This window comes from Kitasatospora sp. Ki12 (assembly GCF_054601375.1).
On the sequence record NZ_BAAIHT010000001.1, the window covers coordinates 1,520,840 to 1,536,904 of the forward strand.

Genomic DNA, 16,065 nt, shown 5'->3' on the forward strand with positions numbered 1-16,065 from the left:
CCACGGACGGCAGCCACCCCGCCCGACAGGCCGGGAGCAGGAAGTCGACTGCCCCGACTTCCTGCTCCCCCTGGGGCCCGTCTTCGAACCCCCACAGGCGGGGGTTCGAAGACGGGCCCCAGCCCGCCCGACCTCCGCCGGGCGGCGTCAGAGCCATCCGTTCTGCGCCGCCCGAAGGCCCGCCTCGAAGCGGCTGCGGGCGCCGAGTTGCTCCATCAGCCGGGCCATGGTCCGACGCACCGTGCTGACGGACACGGCGAGGCGGGTGGCGGCGGCGCTGTCGGTCAGGCCCTGGGCCAGCAGGCGCAGCAGTTCGCGGTCCGCTCCGGAGATGCCCTGCTCCGGCGGGACGGCCTGCTCGTCGCCGTCGACCACGCCCAGCGGGAGGGCCTGTTCCCACGCCATGGCGAACAGCGCCTCCAGGGCCGCGACGGCGCCTGGGAGCCGCAGCACGACGGCGCCGGCCCGCGAATCGTTCATGTCGACCGGGACCAGGGCGGTCTCGTCGTCCACCAGCAGCATGCGCATGGGAAGCGTCGGAACCGTGCGGACCTGGCCCCCCGCGGCGCTGAGGGCCCGGGCGTACTGCAGGGTCGGCGCGTGGTTGCGCACGCTGTCGAGGCAGATCGTGCGGATGTCGACGCCGCGGGCCCGGGCGCGGGCGTTGTTGCGTTCGGCGGCGGCGAGCGCCTGGGGCGAGTGGGCTCCGCCGGGCATGAAGCTGTGGACGGAGCGCTGCGCGCGTTCGGCGATGGCCTCCAGTTCCGTCTGGATGGCGTCGATGCTGTCCAGCCGGCGACAGAGGGAGGGGTCCACGTCGCCGCCGTGTCTGGACAGCGAGTCGATCATCTTGCTGACCTGGGCCTGGGCCCTGGCCAGTTCGCTCTGCCGGGTCCGGAGCTGTTCCTCCTGGTCGTGCAGCAGCGCGTGGAGTCCGACGTGCGGGCTGACGACCCGCCAGCTCCCCTCGGCGCTGAAGGACTCGCGCAGCAGCTGGAGCTCGGCGAGGCGGTCCAGTGCCGTGCGGACGCCTTCCTCGGGGATGCCGAGGTGGTCCGCGATGGCGGGTACGCCGTGGCCCTGCGGGGCGGTGGCGAGGAAGGCGTAGACGGATTCTGTGTGCGGGTCGAGCCCGAGCACGGACAGCATGGTTGTGATCATCCCCCGTGATGGCGATGAGGCGCGCGTGGCCCCCCACCGGCTCTCTTGTTGATCTCCCTGGGCAGTCTCTCCGGCGGCGGCAGGACTTGTCTTGTACAAAGCGGAAACGTTCGGGACGGGCGCGGCCCGCGTCGGCGCAGGCAGCAGGAGGGTCGTCACCTGGTTCGGGACGCGGTCGAGGTCGGACGGGCCGGCGGCCCGCAGTTGCGCGAGCGTGGTCGGCGGCAGCCCGGTCATCGCCTTGATCTCGGCGGACAGGTGGGCCTGATCGGTGAAGCCGGCTCCGGCGGCGATCTCGGCCCAGCTGCTTCCCTGCGTGTGGCTGACGAGTACGTGGTGGAGGCGGGCGATCCGGGCGACCAGCTTGGGGGCGAGGCCGATCTGCTCGTTGAAGCGGGTCCGCAGGTGACGCTCGCTCCAGCCGAGCCTCCGGGCGATCTCGGCGAGGCCGGGCCGGGTGTCGCGGCCGGTCCGGCGGGTGAGGAGGCGGTGGGCTTCGCGCACCTGGGGCGCGACCGTCGGCCCGTTGCGGATCCGGTGGAGGAACCACCGGTCGAGCACGGCGAAGCGCTGCTGCCACGAGTTGGCGCTCTGCAGCCGGTCCTGGAGCCGTTGCGCGTCCGGGCCGAGCACGGAGTCCAGGTCCACGATGGTGTTAGCGCTAACAAAGACGGGCTGCGCAAGCACCTGGTAGGCGCCGAAGGGTGTCAGGGCGACATTGACGCCGTTGAGGTGGCCGGAGTAGGTGGCACTCCTGGCGGTGCTGCGCGGACCGGCCAGCGCGGAGCCGTGCAGCGTGTGGCCGCCCCCCGCCAGTGCCTGGACGTCGACCCGCCCCTCGAACAGGAACAGCAGGCTCGCCGATCCTGAGGGCAGCTCCATGCAGCTCCAGTGGGCACAGCTCTGCGGCGCGCGGAAACCGAGGTAGCGGGCGACCACGCCGCTCAGGGGCTTCGCCGGCGCCGCCCGGACGGCTTCCACGCCGGGGCAGCAGGAGGAGTGGGCGTCGGACAGGCGGGTCACTGGCTTGCCTCTCGAGCTGAAGTACAGGTGGTGCGTGGGCGGTTCCCCGGGCCGGGCACGGCCGGTGAGAGCTTGCGCTCAAGAGCGTTTCCGCTCGGACCGACTGTCTTCCGCGGCCTGGCCAGGGCCAGCAATACTCAGACCCGTCGGTAGCAACTGTCAACCGCGGGAACGGAATGGTTCCCGTACGGGAGAGGAGGGCGAAATGTTGGTACTCCCCGGCGGAATCATCTGGGACTGATGAATCACATGGAAATGCTGCTCGTTCTCGGAAGTATCACAGCCGCTTCGACCGCTGAACGGCCAAGGCTGGAACCGGCCGTGATGACGGATCTCCTCTGGTCAGTGGCCACGGCGACCGACCACCTGGAGCACGTCTACGTGTCGACCTCGCCCGGCGTGCTCAACCTCGCCATCTACGTGCTGGCGGGCAGTCCGGAAGAGGCCAGGAACGTGAGCAGGAGGCTGTGCGAACGCGCGGTGAAGCAGTCGCCGGCGCTGTCCGGATGGTCCTGCGTGTGAGTGAATCCGGCGAATCGGCGAAAGGCCGTTCCGTCGGCCCCGCGCCTCCGACCGTCCACGAACTCCCGCCCGCCCGAAGAATCCTGGGACGGCGACCGCCGCTCCGGGGCGGACGAGGCTTCCCGCGCGCCGATCGACCGACGACGCAAACGATCCGTACGGCATGGAACGGAGGAAAAAGGTATGGAAGTCCATAGGTCACCCGCCGCCGCGAAGGCGGCACCGGAACCACGGGCCGGGGCGGCCGGGCCGTCGTCCGACGCGCGGCCCGGACCTTCGCCCGACGGGCGGGCCTGCACGGGAGGACAGGCCGACGTCACCCGTGGCGGACGCTGGCGTCGCCTCATGCGGGCCTGGCCGGGCCTCAGCGACCCGTGGGTGACGGCGGCCCACGTGATGGCCAGACGCTGGTTCCACAGCTGACTCGTTCGTCCGACCACGGGGGAGACACGTTGGCACGACCACCCTTGCTTCCGCCTCAGCGGAAGGCAGACATCATCCTTTCCGTCCTCTCCGGCGAGACGACCGCTGCCGAAGCGGCCCGTGTCGCCGGGGTCTCCAGCCAGGCCATCAGCAACTGGAAGCGCTGCTTCATCAAGGCCGGCTGTGAGGGCCTCGACACCAGTACCGAGCACAGCGGCCGTGAGCAGCAGCTCCTGAAGGAGATCGAGAAGTTGAAGAGCGCACTGGGCGACTCGTACCTGCAGCTGCGCGAGATGCGCGCGCTCGTCCGCAGACCGGGTGCCCGAAGAGGGCCCGCCGAGATCGGGGCCAGAGGCATGGTCCCGGTGATCGGCGGCAGACGGCACGCGTAGGCGGCGGCCCACCCGCCACGTCAACATTCGCACCAGGTTGCGACTTCCGATCGAAGTCCCGAGGTCAGAGGCGTTCACGGGTCAACCGACCACGAGCGGTTCCTCGACGGTGTGTTGGCCCCGGTGATGGACTCTTCCTCGTCGGGCCGGGGGTTCCCCGGAGCCCCCCGGCCCGAGAAGAAGCCCACAAGAGGGTTCCTACTCGGGAGGTAGTGAGATGAACGAGAAGCTGATGGCCGGATACGCCGCGTACACCGACGCTGCGGAGTTCGGCGGCGGCGCCGCGGCCGATGCCCCGGCGACCACCCCGGTCTGCTCCTTCGTCGCTTCGGCGGCGCTGTCCGCGCAGACCGTCATCGGCGGCTGCTGATCAGCCAGCTGTTCTGACCACCACGTCAACATCCACATTTCGAAGGGAAGTCATCACATGAACGCCAACGAGAAGCTCATCGCCGGTTACGTCGCCTACACCACCACCGAGGAGTACTCCCTCGGCCTGGGCGGCGACACCCTGGCCTCGGTCGAGTCGGTCAGCTGGATCGCCTCCCTCGCGGCCTCCGGCGCCGTCGTCAGCGCGAGCGTTTCGGCCACCGTCAAGGCCGGCTGCTGATCATCTGATCGTTTGATCACCTGATCGTCCAGTAGATCAGTTCTTGACATGTGCCGGTGCGGCCGTCTGACCCCCAGACGGCCGCACCGCTCTGCGTTGGCGCCGATGTTCGGGTTGGCGCCGATGTTCGGGTTGGCACCGTGGTCCGGGTTGGCACCGTGGTCCGGGTTGGCGCCGATGTTCGGGTTGGCGCCGTAGCCCGGACGCCTACCGGCGGCGGGCGTGGGCCGCCGCGTCGTCGGCGATCTTCCGCAGGGCGCCCAGGTGGCCGGCCAACGCGCTCGCCCCCTCCTCGGTGAGGGCCAGCCAGGTGCGCGGCCTCCTGCCGACGTACCCCTTGCGCACGGAGACGTAGCCGACCTCCTCGAGTGCCGAGACGTTCTTGGACAGGGCCGGCGGCGTCAGCTCGCAGTACTCCTGGACGGAGCGGAACTCCGCTTCGTCGCACGCGGAGAGGAAGGCGCAGATGCGCAGCTTGGTGGCGGTACGGAAGGCCTCGTCCAGGCCGTCGCCGTCGGTCATCGCCCGGCCTTCGTCTGCAGCTTCCACCAGGCGAACGCCCCGGCGAACACACCGATCCCCGCATAGATCAGGCGGCCGCCCGGGAAGGCCCCCAGGCCCAGGACGATGAACACCAGGCCGACGGAGAACAGCTCCGTCTGAGCCTTGCGGGCGGGGCCCCGCAGACCGCGGATCCCCTGGCGCAGGCGCAGATTGCGCAGCAGGCCCAGGGCCAGCAGCCCCAGGGCGGCGCCCCCCGCGATGGCGGCGAGCCGGAGCCAGGTGTCGTCCGGGGCGAGCCCGTCCAAGGTGATCGCTCCGGCCACCAGCAGACCGCACAGGGCGGGCGCCCAGCCGGGCAGCGGGGGCTGGGTGGCCGTCGCGTAGGAGCGGCGCGCCTGGTCGAGTGCCTCGTTCGCTTCGTCTGCATCCATGACTCCATGCTGGCATCTAGTTCCCCGAATGGCAACTACTTATCTCCAAGGGAGTAGTACTCCGTGAAGCCACTGACCTACAAGGGCGTCACCAAGAGCTACGGCAGCCACCAGGCCCTCGACCGCCTGGACTTCACCGTCCACCCCGGACAGATCTTCGGGTTCGTCGGCGGCAACGGCGCGGGCAAGACCACGGCACTGCGCATCGCCGCCGGCGTGCTGGCCGCCGACCAGGGGGCCGTGTACTGGGGAGACTCCCCGGTCGGCCGCCCCGAGGCGGCCCGCTTCGGCTACATGCCGGAGGAACGCGGCCTCTACCCGAAGATGACGGTCGCCAAGCAACTGCTCTACCTCGGCCGCCTCCACGGCCAGTCCACCGCCCAGGCGCGCTCCGCCATGACCCGCTGGACGCGGCGACTGGGGATCGACGCCCACCACGACAAGCCCATCGACACCCTCAGCCTGGGCAACCAGCAGCGGGTGCAGCTGGCCGCCGCCCTGATCCACGACCCCGATGTGCTCATCCTCGACGAGCCCTTCTCCGGCCTCGACCCGTCCGCCGTCGACGACATGAGCGAGGTGCTGCGCGAGAAGGCGGCCCAAGGGGTCCCCGTCCTGTTCTCCAGCCATCAGCTCGACCTCGTCGAGCGCCTGTGCGACCGGGTCGGGGTCATCGCCGCCGGGCGGCTCGCCGCCGAAGGCAGCCTGGACGAACTGCGCGCCCCCCGCACCGGGCACTCCCTCTACCTGGAGGTCGAGGGGGCACCGCCCGGCTGGCCCGAGGGGACACCCGCCGTCGCGTCCTACCGGCCCGACGCGGCGGGCGTACTGGTGGAACTGGCCGACGGCCACACCGAGAACGACCTGCTGGCCGAAGCCGTCCGGCACGGCACCGTCCGGGCCCTGAACCGGCGCCGCCCCACCCTCACCGAGCTGTTCCGCGACCTGGTCGACCCCGCGAAGGACGGTACCCCCGCATGAAGACCCCCACCGAGAAGCACACCCGCCCGCTGCAGGGCACCTGGCAGGTCTACCGGCGCGAGATCGAGGCCCGGATGGCCACGAAGGGCTACCTGGTGAGCCTGCTCGTCCTGGGCCTGCTCATGTTCGGGCTCACCGTCGGCCTCGACTTCGCCGGCAAGCCCAAGACCTCCAGCGTGGCCGCCTGCGGCGCCCCCGCCGCGGACTTCGGCCCGGCCCCCTCCGGCGCCCGCCTGGTGCCGTGCCCGGACCTGGACGCCGCCCGGCGACTGACCGCGGACCGCAAGGCCGAGGCCGCGGCCGCCGTCACCGCGGACCACGTCACCGTCGTGCTCCGCGGGGACACCCCGGACCAGGCCCGGGCCGTCGCCCTGGCACTCGGCCGCGCCTGGGCCACGAACCACGCCTACGCGCTCCAGCACATCGACACCGCCGCTCTCGACCAGGCCGTCGTCCAGGCCGGGCCCCGTCTCGACACCGTCGGCGCGGGGGTCGGCGCCGCCGAGATCAGCGGCCTGATCAGCATGATCGTCGTCCTGTTCATGCAGATCGTCGGTCAGGGATCGGCCATCGCCCAGGGAGTGGTCGAGGAGAAGTCCACCCGCATCGTCGAGGTCCTGCTGGCCACCGTCAGCCCGCTGCAGCTCATGGTCGGCAAGGTCGCGGGCATCGCCACCGCGGCCGTCGTCCAGGTCGCCGCCATGCTCGGCGCGATGCTCGGCGCCAGGGGACTGTTCCCGGACGCCGGCGGAAGCCTGCCCGGCACCGCGGCCCTCCTCTCGGCCGGCTTCTGGTTCCTGCTCTCCTTCGCGCTCTTCGCGGGCCTGTTCGCGGCGGCCGGTTCGCTGGTGTCCCGCCCCGAGGACCTCCAGACCGTGCTCATGCCCCTGGTCCTGCTCACCCTCGCGCCGGTCGCCGTCGCGGTCGCCGCCGTCCAGTCCCTCTCCTCGTCCTGGGTGCAGATCGTGCAGTACGTCCCGCCGTTCTCCGGGCTCCTGATGCCACTGCAGGCGGGCGCGGGCAATGTGTCCCTCCCCCAGCAGGCCGCGGCCGCGGCGGTCACCATCGCCGCCACCGCCGTCACCATGCGGCTCGCCGCCCGGGTCTACCGAAACTCGATCCTCCGGGTCGGTGCCGCCGTCCGCTGGCGTCAGGCCCTGGCCGCCTGACCGGCACCCCGCGTCGCGTCCCGCCCCGTCCGAACGATCCAGACAAGGAGGCATCGTGCTGCCGAAAGACCCGATGCTCGCCGTTCTCATCGCCGTACCCGCGGTCATCCTCACCTGCCAGGCCAGCGCCTGGGCGGTGCGCCGACTGGGCCAGCCCGCCGTCATCGGGGAGATCCTCGCCGGCATCCTGCTCGGTCCGTCCCTCCTCGGCTGGCTCGCCCCCGACCTCCAGCACTGGCTCCTGCCGCCCGCCGTGCTGCCCATCACCTCCAGCCTGGGCAACCTGGGACTGCTGGTCTTCCTCTTCCTCGTCGGCTTCGAGCTCGACCTCGGCTCGCTGCGCGGCCACAGCCGGACCGCGGCCGCGGTCAGCCAGGCCGGCATCCTCGTCCCGCTGGCCCTGGGCTGCGCGCTCGCCTGGGCGATGTACCCGACGCTGGCGCCGGCGCACACCGGGCGGACGGCCTTCGTCCTGTTCATCGGAACGGCGCTGAGCATCACCGCCTTCCCCGTCCTCGCCCGCATCCTCAGCGACCGCGGCCTGGCCACCACCCAGCTCGGGGCGCTCGCCATGGCCTGCGCCGCAGCCTCCGACGCCATCGCCTGGTGCCTGCTGGCCGGCGTGGTCGCGCTCTGCGCGGCCGGATCACCGGTCTCCGCACTCACCACCCTCGCCCTCGCGGCAGCCGTCACCGCCGCCCTGGTCGCCCTGCGCCCCGGGCTGCTCCGGCTCCTCCAGCGCGCCGAGCGCGCCTCCGACGAGCTCGTCATGGTGACCGTCTTCGTCGGCATGTGCCTGACCGCCTACGTGACCGACCGGATCGGTGTGCACCCGCTGTTCGGGGCGTTCCTCTTCGGCGCGGTCACCCCGCGAGGACTGCCGGCGCTGGAGCGCTGCACCGCCCGGCTGCGCGCCGTGGCCGTTCCGATCCTGCTCCCGCTGTTCTTCGTCGACACCGGCCTGCACACCGACTTCGCCCGGCTGGCCGCCGGCCCGTCCCTGTGGCTGTGGACGCTCGCCGTCCTGGGCGCCGCCGTGGCGGGCAAGTGGGGATCGGCCACCCTCGCGGCCCGCCTCACCGGCTGTGCCTGGCGGCCGGCGGCGGCCCTCGGCGTCCTGATGAACTGCCGCGGCCTGACCGAACTCGTCGTGCTCAACATCGGCCGCCAGCTCGGCGTCATCGGGACGGACCTGTTCTCGATCCTGGTGCTCATGGCGCTGCTGACCACCGCCGCGACCACGCCGCTGCTCAACCTGCTCACCCGCGGCGGCACCGAACTCGCCCGGGAGACCTCCGGCGGCCGGCCGGCGACCCCCGCCCGGGAGGCCGCCGGGGCGCGGCCCTGACCGTCGCCGCGGACAGCGGACACGGGTGCGGCGCCTGCGGTCGAACCGCAGGCGCCGCACCCGTGTCCGGATCAGCCGACGGCGACCGGCTCCATCGCGAACACCGCCTGGGCGGCGACCAGTTCCCGGTACGGGAGGCAGCGCTCCATGAGCGTCGCGTGGTCGGCCGCGTCCACCACACCGCCCTGGTTCATGACCACGACCTGACGGGCGTGCTGAACGGTCGAGAGGCGGTGCGCCACGATGACCACGCAGCGGCTGGCGGCCAACTGGTCCACGATCTGCCGGAAACGGTGCTCGTTGAGACCGTCCAGCTGGCTGGTCGGCTCGTCCAGCAGCACGATCTCGGCGTCCGACAGCAGGGCCCGGGCCAGGGCCATGCGCTGGCGCTGTCCGCCGGACAGGTTGGTCTCCCGGCCGAGCGGGGTGTCGAGGCCCTGCGGAAGGGCCGCGACGTCCGCGCCGAGGGCCACCGCGTCGAGGACCCGCTCCAGCTCCTCGTCCGAGGCCGGCCCGGACCGGCCGAGCTGGAGGTTCTCCCGGACGGTCGCCTCCAGCTGGGTGAACTCCTGGTCCACGTAGGCGATCCTGGCCCTGAGCGCGTCGAGCGGCCAGCGGCCGGTGTCGTGCCCGAGCACCTCGATGCGGCCCCCGGACGGCGTGACGAACCGGTCGATCAGCGACAGGACGGTGCTCTTCCCCGCCCCGGAGGAGCCCACGATCGCGGTCAGCCCCACCCGTCCGGCGCGCAGCGAGACCCGGTCCAGGGCGGCCGAGGTGGCCTGCGGGTAGCTGAAGGACACCGCGTCGAACACCACGGCGTCGGCGTCCGGCACCGGCACCGGCGCGGCGAGGTCCGCCGAGGCCCCGGCCTCCGCCGGCAGCGCCAGCAGCTCGTTGCACCGGTCACGGGCCGCCAGCCCCGCCTGCAGCCGGCCGACCGCGGTCGTGAGGGCCGTCGCCGGAGCCAGGGTCTGCACCAGGTACAGCAGGAACGCCGCGAAGTCGGCCATGCCCAGCTGCCCCGCGACCATCCGGGCCCCGCCGGTGACGACCACGGCGATCATGGCCGACTGGTTGGCCAGGGCCGTCGCCGACGGCACCAGCGCCTCCAGCTTCGCCCCGCGCAGCGAGACGCGGCGCAGCTCGTCGGCGTCGCGCTCCAGCGCGTTCGCCGCCATGCCCTCGGCCCGGTAGGCCTTGATCGTCGTCAGTGCCTGCAGGCTCGCGGCGAAACGCTGGGCGATGTGACCGACCGCCGTCTGCTGCAGGACGAAGTTCGAGCGCAGCCGCGTCATCACCCAGGACAGCACCAGGCTCACCACGGCCATCGCCGCGACGGTGACCAGGGTCAGTATCCAGTCGATCCAGACCATCACACCGAGCGTGGCCAGCACCGTGACCGCGGCCAGCGGCAGCTGCGCGCCCACGTCCACGACCTGGCGCAGCACCACGGCGTCGGAGGTGATGCGCGCGGTCAGCTCGCCCGCCCCCTGGGCCCTGGCCGTGGCCATCGGCAGGCGCAGCCCGTGCGCCATGATCCGGGCCCGGATCCGCAGGACCATGCGCTCACCGGCGCGTGAGATCAGGTAGCCGGCCGACGCCTGGCCGACCGCACTGGCCACGGCGGCGAGGCACATCAGCGCCACGGGCACCCAGATCGCCTGGTGCCCGGCGAAGTCCATGACGATCTGCCGCAGCAGCAGCGGCACGGACAGGGACGCGGCAGTGGCCACCAGCGCGAGGCCCAGGGCGGCGGCGAACTGCCCCGGCATCCTGGCCAGTTCCCGGCGCAGGCTGATCGGCCTGGTGCCGCCGTTCGGCGGTGACTGCTCGTCCGGATCGATGACCGGCATGGCGGTTTCCTCTCAGTCGGAAGGGGGGTGGGCGGGCGGCCCGGCGAGCACGCGACGGGGCGTCAGGGGGCGTCAGTACGAGCGCGAGCGCAGCGCCAGGTGCGCCTCGCCCAGGGCGGCCTTCAGGGCGCTGATCTCACCGAGCAGTTCCCGTTCGCGCCGGGACGCCTCACTGCGCCGGCCCCGCCGGTGCAGGCTTTCGTGACCGCCGTCGATGAACTGGCGGCGCCACACCGACACGGCCTGCGGGGAGACCCCGGCCTGTCGGGCGGCCGCGGACAGGGTGATCCGGTGGGCGAGCAGGTCCAGGACGATGCGTGACTTCTCTTCGGGCGACGGCTTGGGATCTCGTGGCACGGGCGGAGGCCTCCGGCAGGTGGTCTCTGGGTCTGGGGCGTGTCTTGTGGATCACTGCCGGGCCGGCCTGTCCGGCAAGATCCACAAGACACGCCCTGGCTCCTCAGACGGGGGCGGTGGCGTCGACGAGGGTCGCCAGCATGGGGCCGTAGCCGTCGAGCTGGGCGTCCCAGCCGACGTACGCGGCGAAGTCCCGGGCGTGCGCGGCGACGCGCGCCAGGACCGCCGCGGCCAGGACCTCGGGGTCCAGCCCCGGGCCGTAGTGGGCGAGGAACTGGTTGCGCAGGGTCTGCACGGCGGGCCAGCCGACGCCGGAGCGCTCGGCCGCCATCCCGTACTCGGTGAGTTCGCCCAGCAGGCACCCCACGTCGGCCTCGGGCCGGCCCAGTGCGCCGTCGCCGCCGGACAGGACGCACACCGCGGGCCTGGCGCCGTCGTCGGCCGCCACGACGCCGCCCAGGGAGAACCAGCCGTGCAGGACGGTGCGGCGCTCGCCGGGGCCGGGGTGGAGGACCCAGTGCACCAGCTCCGTCAGCCGCCCCCACCTCAGGGGGCCGAGGTCCTCCCGCAGCCGCCGGTGGAAGTCGCCCGCGGCTCCCGGGCCCGACCCGTCGGCCAGCCAGTCGCGCAGCCTGACCAGGTACCCGGGCGGGGGCAGGGCCGGCCCCGGCGGTGGCGGCTGGTCGTGCAGGGCCCGCAGCTGCCGGCCGAGTCCGCCGGCCAGGCGCCGCAGCCGGGCGGTCGCCGCTCCGGGCCCGGACTCCAGCAGCGCGGCCGCGCTGCTGGAGCCGGAGACCTCCCAGCGGTACTCGTCCGGTGTGGCCACCGACGGGACGGCGAAGCGGACGTCGTCGCCGGAGGCCCGCGCCAGCGCCGCCAGGAAGGCGGCGTCCGGCAGAGCGAATCCGCCGTCGCGCAGGGGCCCGGGAAAGCGCTGCCAGCGCACCGTGCCGTCGGACCGCCCGGTGACGGCGGTGCGGACCATGCCGGTGCCGAACTCGGCGATCACCCGCTCGCCGGCCCCGGGGCTCATGCCGGACCCCCGGCCCAGGCGCGCATATCCTCCAGCGCGGCGATGGCGTTGGGCAGCAGCGCCGCCGTGCCGATGCCCTCCGCCCCGGTCGACAGGCTCATCCCGGGGATCGGCGGGAGCACCGTCACGTTGTCGCGCTCGGACAGCTCCGCGACGTGGCGCCGGTAGGCGGGGTTGTGGTGGCCGCCGGGCGGCAGCGCCGGGCACACGACGACCGGCGCCCGGGTGCACTGCAGCGCGAGCAGCGTGGGCGTGTCGGCGAGGCCCTGGGAGAACCGGGCCACGAAGTGCATGGTGGCCGGGTGGACCAGGACGGTGTCGGGCCACTGGGCGAGTTCGACGTGCAGGGCGCGGTCGGGCTCGTCCGGCCACCGGTCCACCACGGGCAGACCGCCGCCGCCGGCCGCGGCGGCCGCCGTGGAGCCGACGAAGCGCCGCGCCGACGCCGTCACGACGGCGCGGACCTCGGTCCGCGGATAGTTGGCGCGCAGCCACGAGAGCCACATCGGCAGGAACATGGCCTGCACCCCGCCGGTGGTGACGTACAGCAGTCGCCTGCCCGCGAACTCGGGGGCGCTCCCGTCGGCCAGGGCCGCTGACGGCGTCGTCACCGGGCTCGCCTCCCGACCGCCGCCAGGATCGCCGAGAGGTCGCGCACGGCGGCACCGACCCCTTCGGTGATGTGCACGCCGCCGACGTTGACGATGACCTCGTCCACGCCGGCCGCGCGGTAGTCGTCGAGCCGGTCGGCGATCTCCTCCGGGGTGCCGGTGGCCATGACCCCGTGCTCCACCAGCAGTTCGGCCCCGGTCCGCGGGTCGGCGGGGTCGGCCGGGACACCGGCCTGGTTGAGCATGTCGGTGTAGTGCGGCGCCGACAGGTGGTTGCCCACGGCGTGGAAGGCGGTGACGGCCAGATCCCGCCTCGGCCGGGCGACGGCGCACTGCACGACGGCGGCCAGTCGGGGCTTGGGGCGCTCGGCCGCGGCGGCCGCCTCGGTGATGGCCGGGACGATCCGCTCGCGCAGGTAGGCGGGCGGCGTGAGCCAGGTGATCGCCCAGTCGGCGACCTCCCCGGCGAGCCGCGCCATCGGCTCGCGCAGCACGCCCAAGCCCAGCTGCACCGGTGGTGCCTCGACGTCGGGCAGTTCCAGGCCCTCGGTGGCCCACGGACCGTCCGGAGCGGCGAACCTCCCGCCCTCCAGCAGCGTCCGCACGACGGTGGCGTAACGGCGGGTGGTGGCGATCGGGCGCGGGTACGGCGCACCGAGCATGCTGCGCTGCAGGGCGGCGGCGCCGGGACCGATGCCGGCCACGTAGGGCTGACCGGACAGCATCGCCACCGAGCGGGCGTTGACGGCGGCGGTCAGCGGATGGCACAGCGGCATCACGGTCACCGCGGAGCCGTACGAGAGGTCCAGGCCCGTGGCGGACAGTGCGGCGAACACGTGGTGCGTCTCGATGCTGAGCGACTGCCCGAGCCACAGCCGGCGGCCGGAGGCCGTCTCGGCGAGGCGGGCGTAGGAGGTCACCGAGCCCATGTCGGTGACCATGACGGGGTAGAAAACGCTGGTGGACATGCGGGGCTTCATCCCTCCACGGGGGTCTGGTGGTGCCGGGCGGCCGGGTGTCAGCGCCGGCCGGTGGGCACGGCTGCCGAGTCGGTGCAGACGACGCCGCGCAGGTGCTCCAGCCGCATCCGCGAGGCGGCGCGCCGGACGTCCTCGGCGGTGAGCGAGGCCATGTGCGCGGGAAGGTCCGCGATGTCCGTCAACGGCATCCCGAGCGTCAGGAACGACAGCAGGCAGGCGGCGCGACTGCTCTGCGCACCGAGGTTCAGCACGTACTTGCCGGTCATGTGGCCGACCGCGTCGCGCAGTTCCGCCGCGGTCGGGCCGTCGTCCGCGAACCGGTCGAGGATCTCGCCGAGCCGGGCCATGGCCTCGGGTACGGCGCCGGCGCCGACGTCCGCCTCGATCGCGAACACGTCGCCGTCCAGGTGGTCGCCGACGGACGCCGCCGTGCGGTAGGCGAGACCGCGCTCCTCGCGCAGCACCGTGTTGATCCGCGAGGCGAAGGAGCCGCCCAGGATCAGCGCGGCGATCTGATCGGCGGCGAAGGACCGCAGCTCCCGCCGGGACGACGCCTCGGCCGCCAGCCGGATGTGGGCCTGCGGCCAGCCGTCGCGGTGCCGGGTGCGCACCTCGGCCGGCCCGGGGCGGAGCGGCGGGCGCGGGACCGTCGCACGCTCCTCGCCGTCCCCGGGCGTCCAGGCGGCCAAGTGCTCTTCGAGGACGTCGAGTTGCTCGCGGCCGACGCGGTCGCCGACGACGACGAGGTACGCGTCGCGCGGGGACACGGCGCGGGCGTGGGCGGCGTTCACGTCCCGCGCCGTGACCTCGACGATCGCCGCCGGGTCCGGTGCGGGGTTCAGGAAGGCGGGCAGGGCGCCGTAGTAGTCCTCCCACAGCAGGCGGGCCGACTGGACGGCCGGCTGCGCGGCGGCCAGGGAGGCCTGCTGGGCCGCCCGCGACGCCGCCCGGCGCACCTGCTCCTCGGTGTACCCGGCGGTGACCGCGTCGGCCAGCGTCCGCGCCAGCAGCGGCAGTCGGTCGCCCAGGCAGACCAGGGACAGGAACAGCCAGGTGCCGCGGCGCGCCACCGACACCGCGCCCCCGTGCTGCTCGAAGCGGGCGCAGGCGGGAAGGTCGGGCCAGCACGCGGCCAGTACGTCGAACACCGCGCCGTCCGCGTCCCGGCGGACCGGGATCGGGACCGCGAGGTGGGCCTGCACCAGCGGAGTGGTCGACAGCCCGGAGGCGACCAGTGTCAGCCCGCCCGGCAGTCGGCGGGTCGTCAGTTCCGGCAGCTCGGGCAGTGTGCGCGAGTCCATCACCGGTCTCCCTTCGGGACGAGATTGAGCACCGCGCGGCCCTCGGGCCGGCACACGGCGGCCGCGGCGGCGGCGAGGGAGCCCGCGTCCGTCGCGGCGACGGCACGGGCCAGGTCCTCGGCGATGCCCGGCCGGTCGAAGAGCAGCGCGCCCCGCGCGAGGAACCGCACCCGGTAGGCCAGCGAATCGAGGTTCTGGTAGAGCTCGGTGACGGCGGCCGCCTGGGCCTGCGCGACCTCCGCCTCGCCCGCTCCCCCCGACGCGACCTCGGCGCACTGTTCCTCGATCGTGGCCAGCGCGGCCCCGGCCGCCCCCTGCGGGTGGTGGGCCACCACGACGAAGGTGTCCGGGTCCTTGGCGACCAGGGGCCCGAACAGCCCGACGGAGGAGTCGACCACCGCGCCCAGGGGGGCGAAGGCGCGGCGCAGCCGGGAGCTGGAGGCCCCGGTCAGCAGCCGTGAGAGCAGGACGAACGCGGCGTAGCCGGCGAGGTCGGCCCTCGCGTCCGGCAGGCGGCACCCGAGCGCGAGGGCCGGCCGGGGGGCCAGCGCGTCCTCACAGGTCGCGGTCCGCGTGGTGGGGGCGGGCGGCTCGGTGATGTCGATCGGCTCCGGGACGGGGCGGGCCGCGAGCGGGCCGAAGCAGCGCTCGGCCAGGGCGAGGCCCTGCCCGGGTTCGACCGCGCCGCACACGGCGAGCACCGCGTTGCCCGGGGCGTAGTAGCGGGAGTAGAAGTCGACGCACTCCTCCACCGAGGCCGCGTCCAGGTCGGCGGTCTCCCCGTAGCCGTTGTGCGTGTTCTGCCACTTGTCGTAGAGCACCGAGGGCAGCGGGATCCACGGGAAGCCGCCGTACGGACGACCCGCCACCTGCAGGCGGATCTCCTCCTTGACCACGTCACGCTGGGTGGCGAAGTTGCGTTCCGTCACGGCGAGGCGGGACATCCGGTCCGCCTCCAGCTCCAGCACCTCGCGCAGGGCCGCGGCGGGAACCACCTGGTGGTAGTCGGTCACGTCCGGGAACGTGTTGCCGTTGACGAACCCGCCGTACGCCTGGACCCGCGCGAAATGCTCCCCGCCGGCGACGTTCGCGGAACCCTGGAACATCATGTGCTCGAAGAGGTGGGCGAATCCGGACCGGGTGACGGTCTCGGTTCGGAAACCGACCCCGTAATTCACCGATATTCCCACTCCGGTGACGCCGGGGATGCTCTGTTCGACAACGCGCAATCCGTTGCCGAGTGTCAATTGTTCGATGGACTCCGGCATGGTGGAGATGACAGCACGCGCCCCGTGGACGGGCAAGCATTACTTGCGCCGGATCCGACATATCCGCAGGTCAGACCCACCTCAAGGGGTCGACG

At 73.1% G+C, this 16,065-nt stretch carries 17 protein-coding genes; 7 read left to right on the top strand and 10 right to left on the bottom strand.

Going from position 1 to position 16,065, the window contains the following annotated elements:
* Nucleotides 1-147 precede the first annotated feature (147 nt).
* Nucleotides 148-2,184, bottom strand: coding sequence for a helix-turn-helix domain-containing protein (locus ACYP53_RS06515; protein WP_189919868.1), 2,037 nt, complete (start codon nt 2,182-2,184; stop codon nt 148-150).
* Nucleotides 2,185-2,529: 345 nt separating this feature from the next.
* Between ACYP53_RS06515 and ACYP53_RS06520 the strand changes: the two genes are divergently transcribed.
* The 4 genes from ACYP53_RS06520 to ACYP53_RS06535 all read left to right on the top strand — a co-directional run bounded on the left by ACYP53_RS06520 (nt 2,530) and on the right by ACYP53_RS06535 (nt 4,131).
* The gene (locus tag ACYP53_RS06520; RefSeq protein ID WP_459646880.1) at nt 2,530-2,706 is read left to right on the top strand and encodes a hypothetical protein; all 177 of its coding nucleotides are present in this window, start codon (nt 2,530-2,532) and stop codon (nt 2,704-2,706) included.
* Between the two features lie 467 nt (nt 2,707-3,173).
* Entirely contained in the window at nt 3,174-3,521 is a 348-nt protein-coding gene (locus ACYP53_RS06525; RefSeq protein ID WP_229928855.1) for a helix-turn-helix domain-containing protein, read from the top strand.
* Between the two features lie 217 nt (nt 3,522-3,738).
* Entirely contained in the window at nt 3,739-3,891 is a 153-nt protein-coding gene (locus ACYP53_RS06530) for an LxmA leader domain family RiPP (protein WP_189919862.1), read from the top strand.
* Nucleotides 3,892-3,948: 57 nt separating this feature from the next.
* Nucleotides 3,949-4,131 carry a hypothetical protein gene (locus tag ACYP53_RS06535; protein WP_189919860.1) on the top strand — a complete coding sequence of 61 codons (183 nt, stop codon included), beginning with the start codon at nt 3,949-3,951 and terminating at the stop codon, nt 4,129-4,131.
* A 207-nt stretch (nt 4,132-4,338) separates the two neighbouring features.
* On the opposite strand, the gene ACYP53_RS06540 is transcribed toward ACYP53_RS06535, so the two are convergent.
* Both ACYP53_RS06540 and ACYP53_RS06545 read right to left on the bottom strand, forming a co-directional pair.
* Nucleotides 4,339-4,653, bottom strand: coding sequence for a transcriptional regulator (locus tag ACYP53_RS06540; protein WP_189919858.1), 315 nt, complete (start codon nt 4,651-4,653; stop codon nt 4,339-4,341).
* Complete coding sequence (locus tag ACYP53_RS06545) at nt 4,650-5,066, bottom strand: hypothetical protein (protein WP_459646881.1); 417 nt, start codon at nt 5,064-5,066, stop codon at nt 4,650-4,652. The genes ACYP53_RS06540 and ACYP53_RS06545 overlap by 4 nt, the downstream gene beginning before the upstream one ends.
* Before the next feature lie 63 nt (nt 5,067-5,129).
* On the opposite strand from ACYP53_RS06545, the gene ACYP53_RS06550 reads away from it, so the two are divergent.
* From ACYP53_RS06550 to ACYP53_RS06560, 3 genes are all read left to right on the top strand, one after another.
* The gene (locus ACYP53_RS06550) at nt 5,130-6,047 is read left to right on the top strand and encodes an ABC transporter ATP-binding protein (protein ID WP_189919854.1); all 918 of its coding nucleotides are present in this window, start codon (nt 5,130-5,132) and stop codon (nt 6,045-6,047) included.
* The gene (locus tag ACYP53_RS06555; RefSeq protein ID WP_189919852.1) at nt 6,044-7,216 is read left to right on the top strand and encodes an ABC transporter permease; all 1,173 of its coding nucleotides are present in this window, start codon (nt 6,044-6,046) and stop codon (nt 7,214-7,216) included. The genes ACYP53_RS06550 and ACYP53_RS06555 overlap by 4 nt, the downstream gene beginning before the upstream one ends.
* A 73-nt stretch (nt 7,217-7,289) precedes the next feature.
* Nucleotides 7,290-8,564, top strand: coding sequence for a cation:proton antiporter (locus ACYP53_RS06560; RefSeq protein WP_189920116.1), 1,275 nt, complete (start codon nt 7,290-7,292; stop codon nt 8,562-8,564).
* 71 nt (nt 8,565-8,635) lie between these two features.
* Here the strand turns inward: ACYP53_RS06560 and ACYP53_RS06565 are convergent, their stop codons facing one another.
* From ACYP53_RS06565 to ACYP53_RS06595, 7 genes are all read right to left on the bottom strand, one after another.
* The gene (locus ACYP53_RS06565; RefSeq protein ID WP_189919850.1) at nt 8,636-10,420 is read right to left on the bottom strand and encodes an ABC transporter ATP-binding protein; all 1,785 of its coding nucleotides are present in this window, start codon (nt 10,418-10,420) and stop codon (nt 8,636-8,638) included.
* Between the two features lie 72 nt (nt 10,421-10,492).
* On the bottom strand, nt 10,493-10,777 hold the full coding sequence (locus ACYP53_RS06570) for a helix-turn-helix domain-containing protein (RefSeq protein WP_189919848.1): 285 nt from the start codon (nt 10,775-10,777) through the stop codon (nt 10,493-10,495).
* Nucleotides 10,778-10,880: 103 nt separating this feature from the next.
* Nucleotides 10,881-11,810 (bottom strand): hypothetical protein, encoded by a 930-nt coding sequence (locus ACYP53_RS06575; RefSeq protein WP_189919846.1) that lies wholly within the window; start codon nt 11,808-11,810, stop codon nt 10,881-10,883.
* Nucleotides 11,807-12,421 (bottom strand): flavoprotein, encoded by a 615-nt coding sequence (locus ACYP53_RS06580; RefSeq protein WP_189919844.1) that lies wholly within the window; start codon nt 12,419-12,421, stop codon nt 11,807-11,809. Before ACYP53_RS06580 ends, ACYP53_RS06575 begins: the two co-directional genes overlap by 4 nt.
* Entirely contained in the window at nt 12,418-13,389 is a 972-nt protein-coding gene (locus ACYP53_RS06585; RefSeq protein WP_459646882.1) for an LLM class flavin-dependent oxidoreductase, read from the bottom strand. The genes ACYP53_RS06580 and ACYP53_RS06585 overlap by 4 nt, the downstream gene beginning before the upstream one ends.
* Nucleotides 13,390-13,439: 50 nt before the next feature.
* Nucleotides 13,440-14,702: a M16 family metallopeptidase gene (locus tag ACYP53_RS06590; protein WP_459646883.1), complete on the bottom strand. Its 1,263-nt coding sequence runs from the start codon at nt 14,700-14,702 to the stop codon at nt 13,440-13,442.
* Nucleotides 14,702-15,970 carry a M16 family metallopeptidase gene (locus tag ACYP53_RS06595; RefSeq protein WP_459646884.1) on the bottom strand — a complete coding sequence of 423 codons (1,269 nt, stop codon included), beginning with the start codon at nt 15,968-15,970 and terminating at the stop codon, nt 14,702-14,704. The genes ACYP53_RS06590 and ACYP53_RS06595 overlap by 1 nt, the downstream gene beginning before the upstream one ends.
* Between the last annotated feature and the right edge of the window lie 95 nt (nt 15,971-16,065).